Below are 21,507 nucleotides of genomic sequence, written 5' to 3'. Positions count from 1 at the left end.
AGCTTGCGAAACGTTCGTTTCGCGATTTATAACCTTTTGACAGGTCGCTCATTGTTCAGTTTTCAAGGAACAAATGTTTGTTGATTTCTCATCCAGCCTCTCGGCCAGATCTAGAATATATCATATTTCAAAACCGTTTGGCAAGCTTTATTTTTAAAAACTTGTTTCGGTTTCGATCACCGTTCCGCGTGTCTCTCTCGGCCGGAATAAGAATATACCATGATTGTCTCTAGGTATGCAACTATTATTTTTAATCCATTTTCAACCAGTGCTATTCTTCCTCCATATAATGATAGACGCAAGCGTTTCTCACGATTGGAATAAACGCCTGCGTCTTTGAAGATCCCGTTTCACTTCCGTTGCCCCAGTTCCTCTTCCTTCAGTACAGGATGCCGAAGAGTAATGCGGGTGCCCGCGATCGACGTCTCGATGCGCAGCTTGCAATTATCTCCGAAGTACAGCTTCAAACGATCGTTCACGTTGCGCAGTCCGACCCCCTTAGCACCCTCCGCCGATTGACCGAGCGGATTGGCGTTATGCTCCAGCTTCTCGAGCACCTCGGGCGGGATACCGCTGCCGTTGTCGATCAGGTCGACGACGAGCTCGTCGTCTTCTTTGCGGGCGGAGAGCAGGATCTTGCCATGTTCGAAATTGTCGCGGATGCTGTGCTGGATCGCATTCTCCACAAGCGGCTGCAGCAGCAACCGGATAAAGGGAACGTCCTTCAGATCGCTGTCGACCGAATAGAGAATCCGAATCGTCTGCCCCATCCTGGCCTGTTCGATCTGGACGTAGGCTTTGACCTGCTCGATCTCGCGTCCCAGCGTCGTAATCTCTTTGCCTTGGTTCAAGCTGAGCCGCAGCAAATTGCCGAGGGCCGAAACCATCTCGCTGATATCGCTTCGCCCATGGTTCTCCGCCTTCCAACGGATCGACTCCAGCGTATTGTATAGAAAATGCGGATTGATCTGGTGGCTTAGCACCTGGAACTCCAGCTCTTTCTTCTGCCGCTCCGCCAGCGAGGCGTCCTCGATCAACCCCTCGATCCGGCGAAGCAGACTGCCGTAGCCCCTGTACAACCAGCCAACCTCGTCATGCCGCGTCGAGTTCGGGATATCCTGCTGCAGGTTGCCCGCTTCGAGCCTTCGCATATAACGGACGAGCCGGACGATCGGCTGCGTGAAGTAGGCCGTAATATAGAGCACGACGCCGACGCAGCAGAGCAGATAGATCACGAGAAAAATAATGAGCAGGCGGTTAATTTCTTCAATCGTGCCCGTCAATTCATTTAACGGCGTCAAGCTTGCGATTACCCACGGATAGCTGTTCATGCGCACATAGGTCGCCAAGTATTTGGTGCCGCCAATCGAAATGGTTTGCGCGCCTTGGGCCCCGGACACTATCGGCTGCACGACCTTCTCGGACGGAAACGGCCTTCCTGTCCATTCATTCGCGCCGGAATCGTACACGACCGTGCCTTTCTCATCGAGCAGCAGCACTTTATGGTCGACCATTCCGCCGCTTGGGGCAAAGAAGCGCTTGAGCTGATCCTCGGATAAATCGGTTGCGATGATCCCGCGGGGAATTTGATCGTACAAGCCTGAGAAACGTTTGATGTATGTGAGCAGCGGCCGCTCGAACTCGCCTTTCTTCGGCATCGACAACCGCCAGGTCGGACTGACCGTATTAAGCGATTTTCGGAACCACGGCTCGTTCTTCACATCCTCCGACTCCCCGATCGTGCTCATATACTCCGGATACTTGGACGGGTCGATCGGATACACATGGATACGGAACGCGTCGATCGTCGACGTATATTGGTAGATTAAGCTGACCAGGTTCAGCGTAAACGAGTCGTCAGCCGAGCTCCCTGGCGGAAGCGCAAGGAGGCTCTGCAGCTTTTTGTTGCCGATCATATCGTTGACCTGATCGTTCATCGTCTTCAAGTAGTTCTCGAAGTTGTTCCGCGATTGCTCCAAGTAATTGACGGACGCCGTCATATTGGCATTGGAGATGCCTTCGATCGCCTTGATATGCGCATAGTACGCGAACAATAAAAAAGGGACGATAATGATCATAAAGAAGATCAATATCATCCGGTTCCGGAACGACGACGCGAGGCGCAGGGAGACTGGCCTATTCATGGCTTACGATCCCCTGCAGCCTGCGGTATTCCTTCGGCGTGTGGCCGGTCTGCTTCTTGAACAGCTTCGTGAAATGAACGGGGTCCTTATAGCCCACCTGCGACGACACCTCGTATACTTTGTACTGTACCTCTTCCAGCATCCCCTTCGCCCGTTCCATTCGGATATCGGTCAGATACTCGAGGAACGTCTTGCCCAGCTCCTTCTTGAACAGTTTGCTTAGCCAGACCGGCGTGACGTGAACCTCCTCCGCCACGCTTTGCAGCGTTAAGCTTTGGGCGTAGTGCTTGCGAATGAACTTCTCCGCTTCCTGAATGATCTGGCTCGGGGACACGCTTTGGTTCCGGAAGCCGGCAGCGACCGCGAGCAGAAACTGCTCGGTTTGCTCTTTCAGCGATTCCAGCGTATCGAACTGCTCCAAGCGTTCCCAGACTGCCATCGGATTGCGTTCCCAGCTGCGGTCCGCCCATCCGTTCTGCCACGCTTTTTTGAACAGATCGAGCAGCCATTCGAAAATGCGCTGCTGAATGTCTTTGATCTGCGCGAAGGACCAGCCTTTGACCATGTCCACGAAAGGCTCCATCGCCGCCCGGATTTCGTCATCCGATCCGTAACGGATCAAGTCGAGCACCTCCGCCGGATGCTGGATGGAGAGATTGCCATGCTCGGCGTCATTTTCCCATCCCAGGCCTGTCAGCAGACGATTGCCTCCGTAAACGGCCTTTTGCTCCAAAATCTCTTCCGTCTCCGTATAGGTCGCATGAAGCCCGCTTGCATGATCATACGTCGAGCTAAGTCCTACGCTTACGTTGACCTTCACGTATTGACGAACGCGCTTAATGCATAGCTGGCCGAAGTCTTTGTACTCCTCCAGCCTGGCAGCATCCGGGCACTCGAGCAGCACTACCCAGCGATTCTTCCCGTCCGCATACAGCACGGAGCGATACGCGCAGTCCTCCTCCAACGTCTGCCGCACGACATTGCCGATCCCGAACAAAATCAATTCCCGTTCGTTGCGGCTCTCGATCGCCTTCAGGTCATCGACTTCGATGAGCATCATCGCGAGGCGTTCCTCCATCAGCCAGTCCAGCTCCAGCGTTCTCAATTGATGAAGAATTCTCGTTTCCCGGTATGCGTTGTATTTGAAATCGACCAGCTCGCGGAGCACTTCCTCGCGCATCTTCGGCAGCGCGCTCTGGACATGGGATTGGAGCAGCATCTCGTTGTCCCGGTCCCGCTTCTCTTTTTGCAGCTGGTCGATCATTCGTTTCAAAATATCGCCAAGATCCGACGTGTTGATCGGCTTCAGTAAATAATCCATCGCGCCCAGCTTCATCGCGTGTCGCACCATCTCGAACTCGTCGTGACCGCTGATGACGATCGCTCTCCACCCTTCGGCGCGTTCGGCGACGCAGCGCTCGATCAGCTCAAGGCCCGACATCCGCTTCATGCGGATATCCGTCAATATCAACTCGGGCTGTCTGGATCGAACCAGCTCCAGCGCGCTGTCTCCATCGTCGGCGGTCATCACTTCATCAATGCCGTATTCATGCCAAGGGAAGTTCCGGCGCAGCCCTTCACGGATTTCATATTCATCGTCTACGATCAGAACCAGCATCGCGGCTCCACGCCCTTCCCGTCTTTTCAGCCATCATATACCGAGATGCGGGACGGACACAATGAGGCGTTCTTGGCTTTTCATGGGGAATTCTATCCTGTTCCCGGCTGACGGCCGCAGTCGCTGACAGGCATCGAGAACGGAGCTTCCAGTGGAAGATGAATGAAAAAGGGCCCCTTCATTGCCTGAAGGGCAAATGAAGATGCTGGGTCAGGGCCTTCTGAGGAGCCGCTCCCGTCGGGCTGGCAGGGCTGACGGGATTTTGCCGGCGTCCCACTTCACAACCGCTCCGAACAGATCGGCCAGGACTCGCAACGGAACGAGCACCCTCTTATTCGCAATTCCGCACTTATCCGCCAACGGCTTAATTCGCCAGCAGATACCGAAAGGACTTCGTATTAATCGCAGGTCGCCGACCGTAGCCTTGATTAGCTACTTCAGCTTTAAGTCCCTCTGGAAACAGAAAATATACATAGCCTTCGATCGTCGCCCGGTGCAGCTTCATTATGGCTGCAGCCATGTCATAATTGACGCTGACATAATACGTGATGCCTTTGCTGAAACCGATAAAGATATAGCCCGAGGCATTGAAACTATTCGGACGGTCCGTCAAGCTGTCCGGATCCTCGTATACGATATACTGCCGCCGTTCTTCTCCCCCGCTTCATATAAATGTCACTTTTCGTCGTTCTATACATTTATACAAAATCTGCTAATTTCCTCCTTGTTCGCGAAACGCGCGGTTTGCGGCTGGGACCGCTAATAAAAAACCTCCCTCTTGGTAGGGAGGGAAGTCTGCGAACAAGCATCTATTCTTCGAATTCTTCCCGATTCAATCGGTCTTCCTCGTTGTCGCGGATCGTCTTCTGCAGCACCAGGCATGAAACGATCAGAAACGCGCCTCCGATCGCGTAGTAACCTCTGACCGAAAGCGGCTCCTCCAGGTTGAATATGCCGACATACTGCGCCAGAATCGCCAGCGCGAAGCCGGCCCAAGACAGGAACGTAAATGCAGCCGTATTGCGAGGGCGGTAACGAACGTTATGCTCTCTCAGGAACCGGTCCTCGTCATTGTCGCGCGCCACCTTTTGCAGCAGAAAAGAGGTGACGATGAGCAGCACGCCAGTAACCGCATAATAACCCTGCACGGACATCGGCTCTTTCAAATTATAGATGCCGGCGAATTCGAACCCGCTCGCGAGCACGAAAGCCGCCCAAGCCATAAACGTATACGTCGGGGTATTGCGGCGGCGATAGAAATTCGTCGTATGATTGCGTACTGGCATTGGTTGTTCCGTTTCCATGTTACTCATGGCAAGAAGCCTCCCGTATAACCTCGTCGGTTATGTGTTATGGCTTTATTGTAAGGCCGGACCGGGGGCGCCATAAGTACCAACTATTCCTGGTACCTCCATCGAGAGAAAGAGCGGCTGAATAAGCAGTGAAACACAGAGAAAAGGAGCAGCGCCCTATGGCCTGCTCCTTCCATTCCTACGATAAGATTATTTCACGTTAACCAAAATATCGATCGGATAACGTCCCGCATTGCGTCCGTACAGCGCAAGTCCGCCTTCGCCGGCTTCCAGCGTCAGCTTGAAGCCGCGGCTGCGGTCAAGCTTCGCCGTAATGCTGCTTGGCAGCGTCACTTTGCACAAGTAACCGTAGGAGCCTGCTTCGTCCAATTTGTTCTGGACTTCCTGGTATTGGTACGAGAGCACGCCGCGGCTGTCCGCCGGATTATCAGGCAGGAGGAACGAGGCGACTTTCTCCCCGTCTACCAGCACGTTGATAAGCGATTCGTGAAACTCGTTGTCGGTCATGTAGTACGTGTTGGAGTTGTATTCCACCGCTGCATCTGCGCCGTGCATCATGCTAATCGTATGATCCTGGTCCCGCGCGCCTTCGAGATTGCGTGCCAAGAGCCGTTTCGCGCTGGCCTCGAACGCAAGCTCGACATGCCCGACGAGCGCCTGCGCTGCCGCATCCGGAAGGGAGATCTCGTAAACGAATTGGCCGGCTTTGCCGCCGTTCGTCTTGCCTTCCTGGATCGCATTCCATTGGTGCGCGAAGCTGTGCTCCACGAAATCCGTAACCGGTACCGCGATGAATTGTCCGTCCGCGTCATACACCGGCGCGTCGCCGCCGCTGCGCACGTCGAACGCAATGAAGTTGCGCGTGACGACGGTGCCGTCCGCGGCGCGAAGCGTCAGTGCCAGCACGGCGACCGCATCCTGCTTCGGCAAGCCGAACGTCAGCGGGGCGGCGATCGGCGTGACGCCGAAGCCGTTCCAATCGAGCGCGACCACGCCGCGTTCGTTGGTTACGCGCGTGCCGAGGTTGTCATGCCACAGCTCCCAGCTCAGCTGAAGCTGCTGCCCGTGATAGCGGTCCGAGAAGCTCGACGCAAGCAGCGGAATCGACACGGTTGCGCCCGCTTGAACGGTCTGGCAAGGCGGAGCATCGATGACGATAAAGTCCGGCGCGTGCAGGTCCGCAAGCGACATGCCGGGCACGAAGGCTTCATAGCCGAAGAATTTCTCGCGGCCGTCCAAACGGTAGTAGCCGTTGAATTCATTCGTGACGTCGCGCAGCTCGGTGAAGACGAAGCCGCACATTTTGTCATGACGGCGGAACTCGTTCAGCATGTAACGGTAATGCCACGCGAGGTCGCTGTCGCCCGCGCCGTTCGTAAAGCCCCATACGTTGCCGCACTCGCTGTTCATCAGCGGCGCATCGGTTTGCACGTTGCCGCCGATGCAGTTGAAGGACGAACCCGGATACGTATTCTCGACGACCTCCGTCACGTGAGCGCGAACCTCTTCGTAGCCATTAATGTAGAAATGCCATGTATTGATGTCCGACTCGACTTTATCCCAGTTGCACGGCGAATTTTCTTCTACGATCCGCGTCGGATCCACGCTCTTCGCCCAGCGGTACATCGAACGGACCCATTCCTGCGTTTCCGGCAAATACGTCGCTTCCGCCTTGCCCCCGTCTTGGCTGGTCAACGCGATCGTCTCGGCGTCCGTGCGAAGGCCCCATGTTTCGTTGAACATGACCCACGAGAAAATCGACGGATGATTGAAGTCCCGGTCGATGATTTCCTTCGCCTCGCGCTCGTAAGCAGGACGCGCGGTCTCATCGGGATTGCCCCAGAAACAAGGCATGTCTTCCATGACCATCATGCCGAGCTTATCCGCCCAATACAGCTTGCGCGGCTCTTCCGGCTTAATATGGATGCGGATGAAGTTCAAGCCGATTCGCTTCGCCAGATAGATTTCATCCCGCATCGCCTCGTCCGTCGGATATGTAAAATACCCTGTCTCATGGAATGCCTGATCCAACGTGCCATTCAAGTAAGCCGGCTTGCCGTTCAACGTGATCCAACGGTACTTACGGTCGCCGTACAACGCCGTGCTGATCTCGCGAATGCCGAAATACGTCGCGATGTTGTCCGTGCCTTCACCGCTTGCCAGCGTGATCTCGCCTTCATATAGGTACGGCGATTCCGGACTCCACAGTTGCGGATCCGCCACTTGGAACGAAACGCTGATGTTATTCACGCCCTGCTCCAACGTAACGAGCTCCGCATGCGACACCGCGCCCTCGGCAAAAGCGAACTGCAGCTTCGCGTCGCCGGCCTTGTTCGCCGCAACCGTGGCATTCACTTGAATGCTGCCGTCCAGCTTCGTGATGAATTTAGCCGCTTGGATATACGATTGCGGGCGAGCCTCCAGCCATACCGGCTGCCAGATGCCGCGAATCTCGCCGTAGCCCTGCTTGCCGCGAGTTTGCGATTTCAAGTCGAAATCTTCCGCTTTGACGACGATGATATTGCCTTCGCCCGATTTCCAAACGCTCGTGACGTCGAATTCGAACGTGCCGTAACCGCCGGAATGGGAGCCGACGTGCACGCCGTTAATCCAAACGTCGCAGTTGTAATCCACGGCCCCGAAACGCAGGAACACCAGCGAACCGCTCGTTTCCGGCGACCAGGATACTTCGCGTTTATACCAGCCGATGCCGGTTTCGCTGCGGCCGATGCCGGACAGCGGGCTCGCCCAAGAGAACGGCACCGTGATTTCGCTGTCGAAGCGGTCCGCGAGCTGCGTGGAACCGCTCTCATTGTTTTCCGTTTGAAGCTGGAATGCCCAGGTTCCGTTCAAGTTCAGCCAATCGTGGCGCTGCCAGTCCGGACGCGGGTATTCGGGACGCGGCAATGCCGCTGTCGTCGTTTGCAATGCTTGAGCTGTCATAATGAGAGCACAACCTTTCGGATAAGGAGGATTTTCACTCATTCTAGCACTAGTATATATTTTTATCAATATGTATTATACTTTTACAATATACGCAATTTCTTGTACACTGAGTGTGTACGGCAGACCGGCCGACAACTTCGCGCCATCACTCGTATCTGCCAGTAAACTCATTCGCTCAAGAAGAACCATTTAACGATAGAAGGACGGTTTGCATTCATGAACGAGCCCGTGCAAGATATATTGCGTTTCCCCTCCACCCGCATCGTAGACGTAGCCAAAGCACTATCCGGCGACGTACGGGTGCGCATTCTCGAGGCCCTCGGCGAGAAGCCGATGAGCGTCAGCCAATTGGCCGAAGCGCTGGGCGTCGCGCAGCCGACGATCTCCATTAACGTGCAGATTCTCGAAGCCGCGGACCTTGTGTCCTCGACGCTCGGAGCCAACCGGGAGAAAATCTGCTCGGCCACCTGCCGCTCCATCCAGCTCGACCTGCCGGTCAAGCTTGGCGAAGGACTGCGCCGCACGGAAGAGCTGCATATGCCGATCGGCATGTATTCGCATTGTTCCGTGCAGCCCACCTGCGGCATCATGACCCGAGATTGCTCGAATGTCGGATCGGTGGACGATCCCCGCTCCTTCTACATGCCCGAGCGGGTCGATGCCGCGCTGCTCTGGTTCTCGGGCGCAGGCTATGTGGAATATTATTTCTCCAACCCGATGCCGCCGGGCGTTACGATCGACGAGCTCGCCTTCAGCGCCGAGCTGTGCGCCGAAGCGCCTTCCTTTCAAATGGATTGGCCGTCCGACATCTCTCTCTATATCAACGATACCTTCGTGGGCACTTACACCAGCCCAGGGGATCTCGGCGACCGCAAGGGCAAATTGACGCCGGACAAATGGCGCAGCGGCACGGAGTACGGCATGCTGACGGAATGGCGCATCACGAAGGAAGCCAGTCTTGTGAATGGCGCTCCCGCCGCGAATGCGAACATCGACTCGCTCGGGCTGCAGTACAACAAGCCAATTCGGGTCCGGCTCGAAGTCGGCGAAGACGCGGCTAACTGCCGCGGCATGAATCTGTTCGGCTCGAGCTTCGGCGACCATCGTCAGGATCTGGTGCTTGCGTTTATTCGCAGCACGTAGCATTCCTGCAGGAGCGGCCGGGCTTCTCCGGCTATTCCGACGGGAATTTTGAACGCAGCATCCCCTGCCGGCGGGTAAGACCTAGACGTTCATGCCCGCGAGATGCTAGCGGATACGGCGACGCAACGCGCAACAAATCGAAAAAACCAAGCAGCCGCGCGGGCCGCTTGGTTTTTTCGCGATCAACGAAGCGATCTGCTGCGCGTTGTTGAACCACCTATTGAAGCACTCTCTAAACAACACTCCGGAACTACTTCCGAAACCGTTTTTGCACCGAAATCGGGAGTTTCCCGCCTATGCAGGTACTCTGTCCCATTGTGGATAACTTGGGTTGTGGATATGTTCACTACTTTACGTAGCTTTTGTAAATCGTATAGTTGAGATATGTGTATGATGGGGATAAGTCTGTGAATAACTCTGGTAAACCCAGTCACAGCTTACGGTTACGGCGTTGTGACCGAGACGCTCCCATCCTTCCCTTCCGTCCACGCGAGGTGACAATTCACCGTTCGGTAGCCGGCGGACTGCGGATCCATATCGTAGACGCACAACCGCTTCTGCACCTGATAGTTTCCATCCACAGGAACGACATGATACTCGGTTGCAGGATAGGCTTCCGACTTTGTCTCCGACACCTCGTAAGACGGGATAACGGTCACGGTCAGATTTTGCGGATCCGTCGTATCCACGCCCGTGATCCTGAATCCGGTGAGCGGCGCGCCTTCGGAATCGCCGAGCGCTTCGAATCCCTTCATGTATTCGCTGACGATGCCTGCAGCCGATTCAGCGGGATGACTGAGCACCTCCGCCAGCGGCCTGCCTGTCCGTTCCTCCAAAGTCGGCTTGGCATGCTGCGCGCTGACGATGCCGGTGCAGCAAATTCCGAGACATACCGCGGCGAAAGCAACGGCAACGACCAAACTAAACCTTTTTTGCGAAAGCAAGAAACAACCTCCCACATGGTAAATTATTCAATACTAGGATAACGGAATACGTTGGATGAAAGTTGCATGTCCCGTTCAGGTCCGAAGATAAATTTTGGATAAAATATCCACAATCACCTTGTATAGCGACATAGGTCGGTATACAATTCAAACAGAGGTGAACGTCATGGATAAAGAGATTTTGAAAGGCAGCATCGATATTCTTATCCTCTCCGTCATCGCCCGCAAAGACACTTACGGTTACGAGATCGTGCAGCAGTTGAAGGCGCTGAGCCAGGATTCCTATCAAATGAGCCAAGGCACGCTCTATCCCGCGCTCAAACGGCTGGAGAACAAGGAGCTGCTGCGCGCTTATTGGGTGGAGAACGAGGCAAGCGGACGCAGGAAGATGTACGCGCTCACGGAAGCAGGCCGCGCAGAACTGGCGGACAAGCTGCAGGCATGGGATCAAGTACACGCACTCGTTCAATCGTGCAGAAAGGCAGGCTTCGCATGAATCCTTTTGAAGGCTATTTGCAGCGTATCCTCCAAGGCGTGGAGGCTTCCGACGAAGTGAAACGCGAGCTACGCGATGAATTCAACGATCATCTGGAGCAGCTAAGAGCGGATTTCGCAGCCAAAGGGGTGCCGGACGAATTTGCGGTCAAGCTCGCCATCAGCGATTTCGGCGATTCGGGGCTTGTCGGCGCGCTGATGAACCATGCGATTTCGCCGTATCGCAAATGGCTGCGGCGCTTCGCGTGGATGGCAATGGCCGTATACGCGCTGGAGGTCGTTCATATGCTGCTGCTGAATTCATATCGCACGACGCAGCGGCATTACATCAAGGATATGGCACCCCGGCCCAACTTCACCCCGTTTAAGAGCATCCAACTCTATGTGTCTGACTACCATAAATACAATTTCGACACCTGGTTTTTTAATATTTTCGGCAATATGCTGATCTTCGTCCCGCTCGGGTTTCTGCTGCCGATTCTGTTTACCGGGACGCGGAAGCTGCATCGCATCCTGCTATGCTCCCTGCTCGGCAGCCTGGCGATTGAACTGAGCCAGTTGGCGACAAAGCTCGGATTCTTCGATGTGGATGATCTGATCCTCAACACCGCCGGCGGGGTGAGCGGGTTCGCTGTATGGGTTGCTGTCGCGAAAGGCGCAGGCTGGTTTACGCGGAAACGGCGCCCTCAACGGGCCTGAGCGATGGCCTGCTCGACAAGAAAAGACAGGGAGCCTCCGCTCTCTGTCCTTCGTATGTTCGTTCGTATGTTCATCCATAGGTCCTTGCGTATGTTCGTTCATCCATAGGTTCATGCATAGGTTCATTCGTCCCGCCTGGCCGCAGCTAGAACGACCCCGGCAATCCCCATAACTGGTCCTTGTTCATCCCCGTCGCATCCATCATCGCCTGCTGAAACGAATCGCTCTCCCAGAAAGCCGTCCCGTCATCCAACCGAACGAACCGGCAGCCGCTGGCGTTCGCCGTGACATGAAACGCGTGCTGATGGTCGTCGGCGAATTGCAAATCATAGGAAATCCCAACATCCGCGGGGCAGAAATAGCCATCGGGATTGGGGACGAAGTCGAGCGTAAGCAGCGTCTTATACAACCTTGCGGCAAGACTTGCCTCGCTCACGGCATACGTTTGAGGCGGCTTCGCTTTCACGTCCTGCAGTTTCCCGCCCCGGGTAATCGTCACGCTCGTCGGATGCAGATCGGCAGGAACCGTGCTGGCCGGAACAGAAGGAGACTCGTTATGCTGAAGCACCTTCAAAGGTTCGGTTATTGGCTTTCTCGCAACCGCCTCGGCCTGCTTCTCCGTTTGCATCGTTTGGTTCGTTTGTTTCACTTGCATCGTTTGCTTCGCTTGCCCGGCTGAAGCACGATCCACGCCAACGTCTTCCTGCTTGCCGATCAGCACCCATGCTCCCAAGATGATGACCGATACTATAGCGGTAACAGCCGTGATTTCCAGCGATCGTTTCCTCATTCCCTCACCACCTCTTCAAACTTCTGCTGCCGGCTGCGAGGATGATGGATCACCGCGCCAACGCCCCCATACTCTTCCACTCGACGAGCCTATCGGCAGAAAAGTTGCGGGGACCGCTTGCCTCGAACGTCACTCGCTAAAGCTGCCGTAATAATTCTGGTTCGCCAGCTTCGCCCGCTCCCGGTACGCGCCCGGCGTCACGCCGCAGCTCTTGGCGAATTGGCGGCTGATGTATGCCGCATCGCCCATGCCGCATTGGGCGGCGATTTGCGAGAGCGGCAGTTCCGTCTGCTCCAGCAGCCGCATCGCCTTGCGAAGGCGCAGCTCGCGCAGCAGCTGCATCGGCGTGAGCCGGAACTTCTCCGCGAAGATGCGGTCCAAGTAGTTGGGGTTCATATGCACGAGCTCGCCGAGCTGCTCGCGGGAGATTTTCTCATCGAGCCTTGCATTGAGGTACGAGATCAACAGCTGGAATCGCTCGTCGTTCTTGGAGAACGGCAGCGAGCGCGGGCTTCGGCCGCCTTGTTCCCAGCTTTGCAGCAGGTAGAACAGCAGCAGCTGGCATAAGCTCGACACTTCCATCTCGCGAAACGGCTCCTTCTTGCGCTCCCATGCCGTCAGCAGCTGATCGAACGCCCGGATATATTGCCCGGCATCGACGATCGTCGTCACCTCGCCGACCGGATACAGCCGGAGCAGCTCCATCCCGTGCGCATTGGCGGCTTCGACGACGAACCAGCGGTGATTGCCGCTGCGGCCGGAGCGTTCCGAGAACGGAAGATGCGGGGCGTGCAGCATGACTTGTCCGGCAGACGCATAGCTGACGATGCCTCCGGCCTCCAGCTCCACATGTCCCTCCGTAATAAAGCTCACCACCCAGTGCGGGTAGACGATATCTTCAAGATCCAGCGAATCGTAGGATGCATGGCCGACCACCGACGGCCGTACCCGCCAGCCATCCTCGAAAAAGTTCCCTGTCATGATGCGCACCCCTTCGATCGAACATAAAACGCGCGGGCGCGCCGGAAGTTCAGCTTCCGGCGCGCTCCGCGCAACTATTCCCCTTGCAGTTTCCGCTCGAATTCGTTCTGGTCCGCCGCGTAAACGAGCTTCCCGTCGATGCTTGCCTGCCGCTGCTGGCGGCAGCCGATGCAGAAGCTAAGACAGCGTTCCAGCTTGACGTCCCCGCCGGCGTCGGCCAAAGCCTGCAACATCTCGCCGTACTGGAATTGCCTGAGATTGTTCACGCAGCAGCGAATCGCTTTAGACACGGTTGCTCTCGCCTTGCTCGACTTCTTCGCGCGTCACGAAGCCCGTATACGCGCTCTTGCCGTCTTTGGCGATGACCGGGCCGTTCAGGAACTCTTTGCCCGTCTCGGGATTGAACGATCCGACCGCGGAGTACTGGATCACGTAGCCTTTGCGGGTGGACTTGCTTTGGTTCGGCGTGCTGCGGTGGAAGAGCAGGGAGTGGAAGGCCACCATGCTGCCCTTCTTCAGCTCGACCGGCGTGCCCGGGTCATCGCCTTGGTAGCATACATAGCCGATCTCCGAGTACACGTGTTCGACGAAGCCTTGCTTATGCGATCCCGGCTGAACATAGATGCAGCCGTTCTCGATCGTCGCATCTTCCAGCGCCAGCCAGCACGTCAAATATTCCATCGGCTCGGTCGGCACGTAGCCATTGTCCTGATGCCAAGGGAAATCCCGGTTGGCTTCCGGACGTTTATAGACGGATTGATCCCAGTACAAGCGGATATCGGGTCCAAGAATGGTCGTCGTAATATCCACGAAACGCTCGTCCGCGATAAACTTCTGAATGTCGGGATGCTGATAATTCAAATGGCTCGTGAAATTGATCTGGTTCGCCGCGCTGATGAAATCCCGGCCCTCGCTCAGCCTGCGCGAAGATTCCTCGTCCAGCTTATCGATATGTCCGCGGATGACATCGATCTCCGCTTCATTGAATAAATGTTCAAAAATGATATACCCCTGTTCCTTATGCTGTTTCAGTTGCTCTTCGGTCAGCTTAATCATGCTCCTCATCGCTCCTTCGTCGTCAATGTCCGCCATGGCGGCCGCGAGCGGCGAAGCTCCGGAAGCATGGGGTGTATTTTTGTTATGCGGTATAGTTTCATTTTCCGCGATGCGCGCGATTCGCTCAATGTCTTATATCCGCCGCTTCATTGTATTTTTTCCACTTCATAATTCCGGTTATGACCTCTTCTCGAAAGCGGTGTCATTTCCCTGCATCGGCAGCGGCCGAACGCAAGAAAAAACCGGCACCTCCCCCTGACGGAGAAGATGCCGGCATCGCTTGGGCTTGAGCGCTCTGACCGTTCCAACCTACCTACATTTCCAAACAGAGCATGCTGAACGTGCCCATTTGAAACCCTTCGAACAGAACGCGAGGCAGAGCCGTTACCGAAGAACTGCCGTATGCAAGCAGCAGCGGAACGAAATGCTCCGGACGCGGAACGGCGCGTTTCGCATGCGGCGCCAGCCGTTCGTAATCCGCAAGCGCCTCGGTATCGCGGTTCAGAACCTTCTCCGTAATCCAGGCATCGAACTCGACTGCCCAAGGCTCCGCGTGCTCCTGCTTCCACTTGATCTCGCCGAAATTATGCACCGTCGTGCCGCTCCCGATGACGAGGACATTCTCGTCGCCGAGGCCGCGCAGCGCTTCGCCGATCGCGATCTGCTGCGAAGCAGGCAGGAACGGGTGCACGGAAATCGTTACAATCGGAATATCCGCGTTCGGATACATATGGCGCAGGAAAACCCAGGAACCGTGGTCCAAGCCGCGGCTCTCGTCCCGCTGCGTCGCGATGCCGCTTCGGCGGAAACGCGATTCCACTTCGGCGGCGACTTCCGGCGAACCCGGCGCGGGATACGTCATCCGGTACAGCTCATCCGGGAATCCGCCGAAATCGTAGATCGTCGGCAGCGGACCGTCCGCGAACGAAATCGTTACGTCCCGCGCTTCCCAATGGGCGCTGAAGATCACGATCGCCCGGGGCTTGAAGCGGCGGCCGGTCTCTTGCAGGAATGCCGTATACGGCGATTCCTCCACGGCCATCATCGGCGAACCGTGGCATATGAACAACGATGGCAGCATCGTTACATCAACTCCAATCCAGCCGTTAAGCTGTCTCTAGTATTTACAGGCGGCCGATCGCGATAAACACGCTGATCGCCAGCAGGACGACGTTCATGACGATCCCGCCGTTCTCGTTCTTCCGGGCGTGATATAGGGCGGCCAGCACCATGATGACGGCGATGCCGATACCCGCAACCCCGGTCAGCCACGGCAATACCCCGAGCGCCACGGGCAAAATAAATCCGATGCCGGCAAGCAGCTCCGTCAGACCAATGAACAGTACGGTGCCTTTGGAGAAGTCCTTCACCCACGGCATTTTCGCTTTCGTCTGCTCATACTGAAACGATTTCATCACGCCTGCCATCAGAAACATCAGTCCGAGCAAAATCTGACCGATCCACAATGCAATATTCATCACGAACCCTCTCCCTTGTGCAATTTATGTTTATAGGCGTATAATACGATAATAAACTTACTTTTTTAAAGTAGGCACTCAAAAGTTCCCTAGTATCTTTTGGGAAACCATAGAGGAGGACTCGACTTGGACGATTGCAAAGCGAACGCGGCGCTCGACATTCTCATCGGCAAATGGAAGCCGGTCATCTTATATCAGCTTGGTAACGGCGGTACCCTGCGGTTCAGCGAACTGCAAAGAGCGATTCCGGACATCACGAAGAAGATGCTCACCTCGCAGCTGCGCGAGCTGGAATACCACGACATCGTGCACCGCGAAATCTATATGCAAATCCCGCCGAAGGTGGAATATTCCATCACGGAGTACGGGGAGACGCTGTTCCCCATCATTGAATTGATGCATAACTGGGGACAGAAGCATGTGCACCATTTGGAGCAAAAATACCGCGACGAAGCCGATCAAGCAGCTGCTGCGAACAGCCGGAACGGCGCTTGATTCCAGCCGCCGCATACCCGCTGCCCTTACCGCATGACCATATATCCCAAGCAAAAAGGTCTCCCATCGGACTGACTCAGTCCGGACGGGAGACCTTTTTAGTTGAGTGAAACCATTGGAAAGCCTAATTGTAACGTTAGGCTACATGACTGCCGGATACGGCCTCCGAGCTGGCAGGCATCGGGTAAAGCCGTTTGGAGAGCAGCGTCTGCAGAATCATGATCGTACCGCCGACGCACCAGTACAGCGGCAGGGCGGCAGGGGCCGAGAACGAGAAGATCCCCATCATGACCGGAGAGAGATAGACGATCCAGCCCATCCCCTTCGGACCGTTCATCGGCGGCTGCGCAGCCTTCATGACGAGGGCTTGGACCAAGTAAACGCCCGCCGCGAGGAACGGCATGACCGGATCCGAGCTTCCCAGCTGGAACCATAGGAAATTGTGATGCGCGAGCTCCGGGTTCGACCGGATTGCGTAATACAAGCCGGATAAGATCGGAATTTGCAGCAGCATCGGCAGGCAGCCCATCGCCAGCGGATTGTAGCCGTGCTTGCTGTAGACCGCCATCGTTTCCTCGGTCTGCTTGCGCTGCGCGCCTTCCACCGTGCTTGCCGCGTATTTCTGCTTGATGGCTTCAATCTCCGGCTGCATCAAGGCCATCTTGGCTCTCATGATTTGCTGCTTCCTGTATTGGTTGATCATGAACGGCATCAGCGCCAGCCGGACCAGAATCGTGATGGCGATAAGCGCGAAGCCGAAGTTCCCCCCGAACCAGCCGGCAAAATGATCGATCAGCCAAGAGAAAGGCTCCACGATGTACTGATGAAAAACTCCGATTTGCAACGAATTAGTTTCCATATATTAAATCCTCCCTGTTGAATGTGTGCATGCTTCTTCAACAGGGATGCGCACGGGGATGAATCATCGTCGGGCGCTTCTTTGCGTTTCGTCAGCCGCGTCAGGCGCTGCCTGCGGGCTTGCGCCGTTCCGATCGGCAGCCGATGCCGCGTGAACTTCGCATTCATTTCGCGGGCCGTCCGCCAATTGATGACAGGCGCGGCTGGCGCCCAGATCAAATACAAACAGGCCAGCGAGACGAGCGAGCAAATGGACATGACGTATACGAACGTATCATGAAGCTCGAACAATATTCATCCCCCCATTCGTGCTAGCGTTATTGGTTATCCGTCTATTCTAGTGCATCCCGATACAGAACTCATCCGTCGGGAGGCGGACGCAAGCTGGTTCCATTGACCGATGGCGCCGCGTGCCGCGCTCGGACCAAACCCTCGCTTAACGTCATGAAAGCAACCTTTACGATTCCGTAATCGTCATCACTATTATTCAGGTTTCCTCCTATAAAAGCAAGAAAGGCGATGAATGCATTGAAATTCAAAGGGATTGCGGCAGCGGTGCTTGCCGCGGCGCTGGTATGGCCTTCCATCGCGGCCCCGAAGGTCGCCCACGCCGGAACGACGGCGTATGTGCGCCTTGCCTGGGATAACGGCGGAGAATCGAGCAGCAACGGCATCATTAAGAATGGCAGAATTTACGTGCCTGCCGATCTATTCGAAATGGCAGGCATGCGGCTGCAATGGGACAAAGCGCATCAGCGCGCCGATATCATCGGCTACGGCAAAAGCGCAGCCGTCCGCATCGGACAATCGGCCGGCGTCATCGACGGAGCCCCGACGCGAGGCGATGCTGCGCCGTTCATGTACGGCGGACAGCTTTACGTCAGCGCCACGTTTCTGGTCATGGTACTGGAAGGCGGCTCGATCCAATGGGACGGCGCGCATCGCCTCTTCACCGCGAAGGGTCTGCATACCTTCGCGAGCTTCAGCCAAACGTACGGCGGCCGGACATTTAGTATCGTTAACCGCACGGGCGAATTGTTCGTGAATGGCGGGAAGAACGGCGCATCCGTCAAGCTGGCCGATCTCGGTTCGCCGATCTATGGCGGCGTGTCGATGGACTTTCAGCCGACCGAAGGCGGCCTGCTTTATGTGACCATTCATGATAACTACGGCGAACCGCATCTGGGTAATCACATTTTTACATTGATCTTGAAGAATGGCGTCGTTATCCGGAAAGCGAATGCCAGCTACTGGTATCGGTTCATGCCGAACGTGACCTCGTACGGTCATCATCTGCTGATGACGGACGGCAAGACGCTCCGCATTCTCGCGGACGGCACCGCCGACGTGGAGCAAACGCTTGACCTCGTAAAGCTCGGCGGCGAGGAGGATAATTATTTCGTCGAGGGCATCGCGGATGATTTCGTATTGATCCGCCCGAACCGCTCCGGTCTGCTCACGCTCGTCGACCGCAAGACGGGCGGAAGCGTTCAGCTGTACAAGCAGCTGTTAAGCGCGGAGGAGATTACGCTCGCCGAGACGAATGATACGATTTACGGCGATTGGCTGCAGTACGTCAAGCGGGAAGGATCCACGCTGTATTTCAAGAACGGCAGCTCGCTGGAGAAGAACCGCGATAAGCTGTATGCCTATACGCTCCCGGTTCCGGCCGCAGATGAAGCATCCGTACAATAGTGCCAACTACTCGTTAATTCCTCCATTCCTCGAATGGGGGAATTGTTTTATTTTTAAGTCCATACACATTATCGATCGAGAGGTTGTGACTGCCATGAACGACTTCTATCAAGCCGAGATCGTGCTGGAGAACGCCCATGTGAAGCTCATGCCGTTCGGCGCGGCTTATGAACAAGGACTGCGGCAGATCATTTTCGACGAAGAGATTGCGCGTTATACGGGGAACCACGTGAAGGATGCGCAGGATTTGAGCGCCTACGTCGACGGGGTACTGGAGAGCCGTGCCTGCCGCTCGTCCTATCCGTTCATCGTGCTCGATCCGCAGACGGGACAGGTCGCCGGCTCGACGCGCTTCGGGAACATCCAGTTCCACAGCAAGCGGCTCGAGATTGGCTGGACCTGGTACGGCGCTCCATACCGCGGCACCGGAATCAACAAGGCCGCGAAGTTCGAGCTGCTGCGATACGCGTTCGAAACGCTGGGCTTCAATCGCGTGCAATTCAGCGTCGATGCCGAGAACCTGCGCTCGCGTCGGGCCGTGCTCAAGCTCGGGGCGAAGCAGGAGGGCATCTTCAGATGCAACTACGAGAACGCCCGAGGCGAATGCCGCGACGATGTGTATTACAGCATCATTAAGCAGGAATGGCCGGCGCTGAAGCGGACGGTGTTCGAAGAATTTCAGGCTTAAGCCCCCATGCACATGCTTGCTTGCGCTCATGCCTACCTGCGCCAGTGCCTGAGAACATACCTAAGCCAATGCCTGAGCCGATAACTAGACCCACGCATACTCCGCTGCCTCCTGTGCCTGTACCTGTACCTGTGCCTGTGCCTGTGCCTGTGCCTGTGCCTGTGCCTGTGCCTGTGCCTGTGCCTGTGCTAAAACGCAGCAAGAGGAGCTGCTTGGCAGCCCCCCTTGCTCTTCTCTTGCTATCTATTCCTGCAGGCAACCCGCGAAAGCGGCCGCCAGCCGGCCCTTGCCGCCTTCCCCGATTACAGCTTCTTGTTCGCAATGATCAGCGATCGCTCCGAGTTCGTGCGGATGCCTTTGTCCGACCGGTTATCCGCCACGAACCGTTCCAGCACCGCGAAGTCTTCGTCCCGCTCTCCGAAGCCGGGAATGATCGGCGCATGCTTCAGCAGAAAAATCAAATCCTCCGCCGTCGCGTAATATTCGTCCGCATCGTATTGAAAACATTGCACGTCCACGAAACCGGCCGCGTTCAGCTCCGCAGCATACTTCCGCATTAAGCTGCCCGTCGTCGCTTCGCTCCGGCCTCTGCCGAAAGCCTGCGCCAGGTTCCGCTTGTCGCCTTCGCCGACCTGCTGCGTCACCAGCACGCCGCCCGGCTTCAGTACCCGCCCCGATTCATCGGCGCGAAACGGCGCATGCCGGCAGCAAACCACGTCGAAGCTCGCGTCGGGGAACGGCAGCGCATCCTCAGCATCTATTTGCATGAAACGCACATTCTGCCGCTTCTCTCGCTCCGCGTTCCGTCGTGCCGTCTCCACCATGCCAGCCGCATGATCGATGCCGACCAGCTGACCGGCTGCATCCGCGATGCGAAGCAGAAGCTCTCCCCCGCCCGTGCCGATGTCCAGCAGCGTATCCGATGCCTTGCAGCGCGATTGAACCACCTTCGCATAGTCCCAGGCCACGCCCTCGGCAATCGCTTTGACGGAGCTGAAATCCCAGCCATTCCGCGCGCCTACCCGCTCATAAAAGGACTTGTAGTCCATCGATTCCCTTGCATCCATTGATTCCATATATCCATTCTCCTTCTCATATCGATTAACGATCGTCATCCTTACTCGTTCTTCTTCGCATGCGGTCAAAAGGGCAGAGAACCCCCTTGGCAGCCGGTACGCGTTTGAGCCCGGCCCGATTACGAGTTACTTCGAACGATTCGGTATGACAACCGTTTCACCTCCATGGAAAGACCTCCCTTTATTGTAAAGGAGGCATCCGCCCCGTTCAAGGTAAATCGGATGGCGCGCTGAGCATGGACAACGGGAACGGCGCATAGATGTTAGAGACGGACAACGAAAGGAGCGGACTTATGAACAGCAGCCACCAACGGATTTATGATACGGAACGCATCCGGCACAACGCTCGTCTGGACGAAGAGGAAGACCGCAAGAAAGCGGCTAGCGAGCGTGCCAAAGAAAAGCAAAAGAAAAAAAACGCCATTACCATCGTTTACGCGATCGTGGCAGGCGTCATTATTCTGCTCATTTTCCTCCAAATGGCCAAGCTTCTCGGTACCATGTCCAACTAGCCGGGCAACCGTACGCACAGCAAAAAGCCTCAGTCCGGCATGATGCCGAACCGAGGCCGCTATGAAGGGCTGGCACCGTACTAAAGGCGCGTTGCATCTCGCATCACAGTATCCGAGTGCGCTTTAATCTTCCTCTTCTTCGAACGCTTCCGGATCGTACGTGCATTTGAACCGCTCCGCGCCGGGATATTTCTCGCCCAGGCTCTCCACCGTGAACCGGCTGCTCCGGTAGAAGTCGACCGCGTCCTCGTCCGTCTCCGCCACGAGCACGCCCGGATTCTCCATGGTCAGAAGTTCCAAAATCAGCCCTCTGCCGTAGCCTTTGTACCGTTCTTCCGGCGTCACCGCGATATGGGCGATTTCGATCGTGTCCTCGCTTGGGCGGTGGTAGCCGATCAAGCCGATGATGTCGCCCTCGGATTCGTAGCCGAGCAGCGTATGCGTCGTGCCGCTTGCATATAAGTCGACCGCCTGTTGAAGGCTCTCCGGATCAGGAAATACCGACCAGCCGAGCAGTTCTTGAATCTCGGCCTCGCCGAGCCGGGCTGCGATAGGAATTAACATTGCGCATGACCG

General features: G+C 56.1%; 23 protein-coding genes and 1 pseudogene. 7 read left to right on the top strand and 17 right to left on the bottom strand.

Annotation, left to right across the window (positions count from 1 at the left end; all coding sequences use genetic code 11):
* Positions 1-350: 350 nt before the first annotated feature.
* The 6 genes and pseudogenes from GZH47_RS19960 to GZH47_RS19940 all read right to left on the bottom strand — a co-directional run bounded on the left by GZH47_RS19960 (position 351) and on the right by GZH47_RS19940 (position 8,018).
* On the bottom strand, positions 351-2,144 hold the full coding sequence (locus GZH47_RS19960) for a sensor histidine kinase (protein WP_162642702.1): 1,794 nt from the start codon (positions 2,142-2,144) through the stop codon (positions 351-353).
* On the bottom strand, positions 2,137-3,762 hold the full coding sequence (locus GZH47_RS19955) for a response regulator (protein WP_162642701.1): 1,626 nt from the start codon (positions 3,760-3,762) through the stop codon (positions 2,137-2,139). The genes GZH47_RS19960 and GZH47_RS19955 overlap by 8 nt, the downstream gene beginning before the upstream one ends.
* 364 nt (positions 3,763-4,126) lie before the next feature.
* On the bottom strand, positions 4,127-4,375 hold the full coding sequence (locus GZH47_RS19950; RefSeq protein ID WP_162642700.1) for a hypothetical protein: 249 nt from the start codon (positions 4,373-4,375) through the stop codon (positions 4,127-4,129).
* A gap of 196 nt (positions 4,376-4,571) precedes the next feature.
* Complete coding sequence (locus tag GZH47_RS34175) at positions 4,572-4,817, bottom strand: YiaA/YiaB family inner membrane protein (protein WP_225446557.1); 246 nt, start codon at positions 4,815-4,817, stop codon at positions 4,572-4,574.
* 30 nt (positions 4,818-4,847) lie between these two features.
* Positions 4,848-4,985: pseudogene (locus GZH47_RS34655) on the bottom strand (YiaA/YiaB family inner membrane protein); the annotation flags it as partial.
* A 279-nt stretch (positions 4,986-5,264) separates the two neighbouring features.
* Complete coding sequence (locus GZH47_RS19940; RefSeq protein ID WP_162642699.1) at positions 5,265-8,018, bottom strand: glycoside hydrolase family 2 protein; 2,754 nt, start codon at positions 8,016-8,018, stop codon at positions 5,265-5,267.
* A gap of 219 nt (positions 8,019-8,237) precedes the next feature.
* On the opposite strand from GZH47_RS19940, the gene GZH47_RS19935 reads away from it, so the two are divergent.
* Entirely contained in the window at positions 8,238-9,164 is a 927-nt protein-coding gene (locus tag GZH47_RS19935) for an ArsR/SmtB family transcription factor (protein ID WP_162642698.1), read from the top strand.
* A 443-nt stretch (positions 9,165-9,607) separates the two neighbouring features.
* On the opposite strand, the gene GZH47_RS19930 is transcribed toward GZH47_RS19935, so the two are convergent.
* Positions 9,608-10,108, bottom strand: a complete 501-nt coding sequence (locus GZH47_RS19930; protein ID WP_162642697.1) for a hypothetical protein — start codon at positions 10,106-10,108, stop codon at positions 9,608-9,610.
* Between the two features lie 166 nt (positions 10,109-10,274).
* Between GZH47_RS19930 and GZH47_RS19925 the strand changes: the two genes are divergently transcribed.
* Positions 10,275-10,604, top strand: coding sequence for a PadR family transcriptional regulator (locus tag GZH47_RS19925; protein ID WP_162642696.1), 330 nt, complete (start codon positions 10,275-10,277; stop codon positions 10,602-10,604).
* On the top strand, positions 10,601-11,302 hold the full coding sequence (locus GZH47_RS19920) for a VanZ family protein (RefSeq protein ID WP_162642695.1): 702 nt from the start codon (positions 10,601-10,603) through the stop codon (positions 11,300-11,302). Before GZH47_RS19925 ends, GZH47_RS19920 begins: the two co-directional genes overlap by 4 nt.
* Positions 11,303-11,447: 145 nt before the next feature.
* Here GZH47_RS19920 and GZH47_RS19915 read toward each other — a convergent pair whose 3' ends face one another.
* The 6 genes from GZH47_RS19915 to GZH47_RS19890 form a co-directional block, all read right to left on the bottom strand.
* Positions 11,448-12,092, bottom strand: coding sequence for a hypothetical protein (locus GZH47_RS19915; protein ID WP_162642694.1), 645 nt, complete (start codon positions 12,090-12,092; stop codon positions 11,448-11,450).
* 129 nt (positions 12,093-12,221) lie between these two features.
* Positions 12,222-13,073 (bottom strand): AraC family transcriptional regulator, encoded by an 852-nt coding sequence (locus GZH47_RS19910; protein ID WP_162642693.1) that lies wholly within the window; start codon positions 13,071-13,073, stop codon positions 12,222-12,224.
* A 74-nt stretch (positions 13,074-13,147) separates the two neighbouring features.
* Complete coding sequence (locus tag GZH47_RS19905) at positions 13,148-13,363, bottom strand: DUF1450 domain-containing protein (protein WP_162642692.1); 216 nt, start codon at positions 13,361-13,363, stop codon at positions 13,148-13,150.
* Positions 13,356-14,129: a phytanoyl-CoA dioxygenase family protein gene (locus GZH47_RS19900; RefSeq protein ID WP_162642691.1), complete on the bottom strand. Its 774-nt coding sequence runs from the start codon at positions 14,127-14,129 to the stop codon at positions 13,356-13,358. The genes GZH47_RS19905 and GZH47_RS19900 overlap by 8 nt, the downstream gene beginning before the upstream one ends.
* Before the next feature lie 313 nt (positions 14,130-14,442).
* Entirely contained in the window at positions 14,443-15,210 is a 768-nt protein-coding gene (locus tag GZH47_RS19895; RefSeq protein ID WP_162642690.1) for a DODA-type extradiol aromatic ring-opening family dioxygenase, read from the bottom strand.
* 43 nt (positions 15,211-15,253) lie between these two features.
* On the bottom strand, positions 15,254-15,607 hold the full coding sequence (locus GZH47_RS19890) for a DoxX family protein (RefSeq protein ID WP_162642689.1): 354 nt from the start codon (positions 15,605-15,607) through the stop codon (positions 15,254-15,256).
* A 126-nt stretch (positions 15,608-15,733) separates the two neighbouring features.
* On the opposite strand from GZH47_RS19890, the gene GZH47_RS19885 reads away from it, so the two are divergent.
* Positions 15,734-16,102 carry a winged helix-turn-helix transcriptional regulator gene (locus tag GZH47_RS19885; protein ID WP_162642688.1) on the top strand — a complete coding sequence of 123 codons (369 nt, stop codon included), beginning with the start codon at positions 15,734-15,736 and terminating at the stop codon, positions 16,100-16,102.
* A 136-nt stretch (positions 16,103-16,238) separates the two neighbouring features.
* Here GZH47_RS19885 and yidC read toward each other — a convergent pair whose 3' ends face one another.
* The gene (gene yidC / locus GZH47_RS19880; RefSeq protein ID WP_162642687.1) at positions 16,239-16,961 is read right to left on the bottom strand and encodes a membrane protein insertase YidC; all 723 of its coding nucleotides are present in this window, start codon (positions 16,959-16,961) and stop codon (positions 16,239-16,241) included.
* On the bottom strand, positions 16,895-17,251 hold the full coding sequence (locus tag GZH47_RS19875; RefSeq protein ID WP_162642686.1) for a hypothetical protein: 357 nt from the start codon (positions 17,249-17,251) through the stop codon (positions 16,895-16,897). Before GZH47_RS19875 ends, yidC begins: the two co-directional genes overlap by 67 nt.
* A 228-nt stretch (positions 17,252-17,479) precedes the next feature.
* Between GZH47_RS19875 and GZH47_RS19870 the strand changes: the two genes are divergently transcribed.
* Both GZH47_RS19870 and GZH47_RS19865 read left to right on the top strand, forming a co-directional pair.
* The gene (locus tag GZH47_RS19870; RefSeq protein ID WP_162642685.1) at positions 17,480-18,655 is read left to right on the top strand and encodes a stalk domain-containing protein; all 1,176 of its coding nucleotides are present in this window, start codon (positions 17,480-17,482) and stop codon (positions 18,653-18,655) included.
* Between the two features lie 94 nt (positions 18,656-18,749).
* Positions 18,750-19,343 (top strand): GNAT family N-acetyltransferase, encoded by a 594-nt coding sequence (locus GZH47_RS19865; RefSeq protein ID WP_162642684.1) that lies wholly within the window; start codon positions 18,750-18,752, stop codon positions 19,341-19,343.
* A gap of 302 nt (positions 19,344-19,645) precedes the next feature.
* Here GZH47_RS19865 and GZH47_RS19860 read toward each other — a convergent pair whose 3' ends face one another.
* Entirely contained in the window at positions 19,646-20,419 is a 774-nt protein-coding gene (locus GZH47_RS19860) for a class I SAM-dependent methyltransferase (RefSeq protein WP_225446138.1), read from the bottom strand.
* 293 nt (positions 20,420-20,712) lie between these two features.
* Between GZH47_RS19860 and GZH47_RS19855 the strand changes: the two genes are divergently transcribed.
* Entirely contained in the window at positions 20,713-20,931 is a 219-nt protein-coding gene (locus GZH47_RS19855; protein ID WP_162642683.1) for a hypothetical protein, read from the top strand.
* 123 nt (positions 20,932-21,054) lie between these two features.
* Here the strand turns inward: GZH47_RS19855 and GZH47_RS19850 are convergent, their stop codons facing one another.
* Positions 21,055-21,495 (bottom strand): GNAT family N-acetyltransferase, encoded by a 441-nt coding sequence (locus GZH47_RS19850; RefSeq protein ID WP_162642682.1) that lies wholly within the window; start codon positions 21,493-21,495, stop codon positions 21,055-21,057.
* Between the last annotated feature and the right edge of the window lie 12 nt (positions 21,496-21,507).

The sequence above is a fragment of the Paenibacillus rhizovicinus genome (assembly GCF_010365285.1).
In the GTDB taxonomy this organism is placed as follows: Bacteria; Bacillota; Bacilli; order Paenibacillales; family Paenibacillaceae; genus Paenibacillus_Z; species Paenibacillus_Z rhizovicinus.
This window is presented reverse-complemented; position numbering and strand designations above follow the sequence as displayed.

Bases quoted from the DNA above. Each gene is read 5' to 3' on its own strand.
- GZH47_RS19850 (WP_162642682.1), bottom strand. From the start codon at position 21,495: ATGTTAATTCCTATCGCAGCCCGGCTCGGCGAGGCCGAGATTCAAGAA.
- GZH47_RS19910 (WP_162642693.1), bottom strand. From the start codon at position 13,073: ATGACAGGGAACTTTTTCGAGGATGGCTGGCGGGTACGGCCGTCGGTG.
- GZH47_RS19940 (WP_162642699.1), bottom strand. From the start codon at position 8,018: ATGACAGCTCAAGCATTGCAAACGACGACAGCGGCATTGCCGCGTCCC.
- GZH47_RS19955 (WP_162642701.1), bottom strand. From the start codon at position 3,762: ATGCTGGTTCTGATCGTAGACGATGAATATGAAATCCGTGAAGGGCTG.
- GZH47_RS19890 (WP_162642689.1), bottom strand. From the start codon at position 15,607: ATGAATATTGCATTGTGGATCGGTCAGATTTTGCTCGGACTGATGTTT.
- GZH47_RS19865 (WP_162642684.1), top strand. From the start codon at position 18,750: ATGAACGACTTCTATCAAGCCGAGATCGTGCTGGAGAACGCCCATGTG.
- GZH47_RS19915 (WP_162642694.1), bottom strand. From the start codon at position 12,092: ATGAGGAAACGATCGCTGGAAATCACGGCTGTTACCGCTATAGTATCG.
- GZH47_RS19900 (WP_162642691.1), bottom strand. From the start codon at position 14,129: ATGATTAAGCTGACCGAAGAGCAACTGAAACAGCATAAGGAACAGGGG.
- GZH47_RS19920 (WP_162642695.1), top strand. From the start codon at position 10,601: ATGAATCCTTTTGAAGGCTATTTGCAGCGTATCCTCCAAGGCGTGGAG.
- GZH47_RS19860 (WP_225446138.1), bottom strand. From the start codon at position 20,419: ATGGAATCAATGGATGCAAGGGAATCGATGGACTACAAGTCCTTTTAT.
- GZH47_RS19960 (WP_162642702.1), bottom strand. From the start codon at position 2,144: ATGAATAGGCCAGTCTCCCTGCGCCTCGCGTCGTCGTTCCGGAACCGG.
- GZH47_RS19935 (WP_162642698.1), top strand. From the start codon at position 8,238: ATGAACGAGCCCGTGCAAGATATATTGCGTTTCCCCTCCACCCGCATC.
- GZH47_RS19855 (WP_162642683.1), top strand. From the start codon at position 20,713: ATGAACAGCAGCCACCAACGGATTTATGATACGGAACGCATCCGGCAC.
- yidC (WP_162642687.1), bottom strand. From the start codon at position 16,961: ATGGAAACTAATTCGTTGCAAATCGGAGTTTTTCATCAGTACATCGTG.
- GZH47_RS19925 (WP_162642696.1), top strand. From the start codon at position 10,275: ATGGATAAAGAGATTTTGAAAGGCAGCATCGATATTCTTATCCTCTCC.
- GZH47_RS19895 (WP_162642690.1), bottom strand. From the start codon at position 15,210: ATGCTGCCATCGTTGTTCATATGCCACGGTTCGCCGATGATGGCCGTG.
- GZH47_RS19870 (WP_162642685.1), top strand. From the start codon at position 17,480: ATGAATGCATTGAAATTCAAAGGGATTGCGGCAGCGGTGCTTGCCGCG.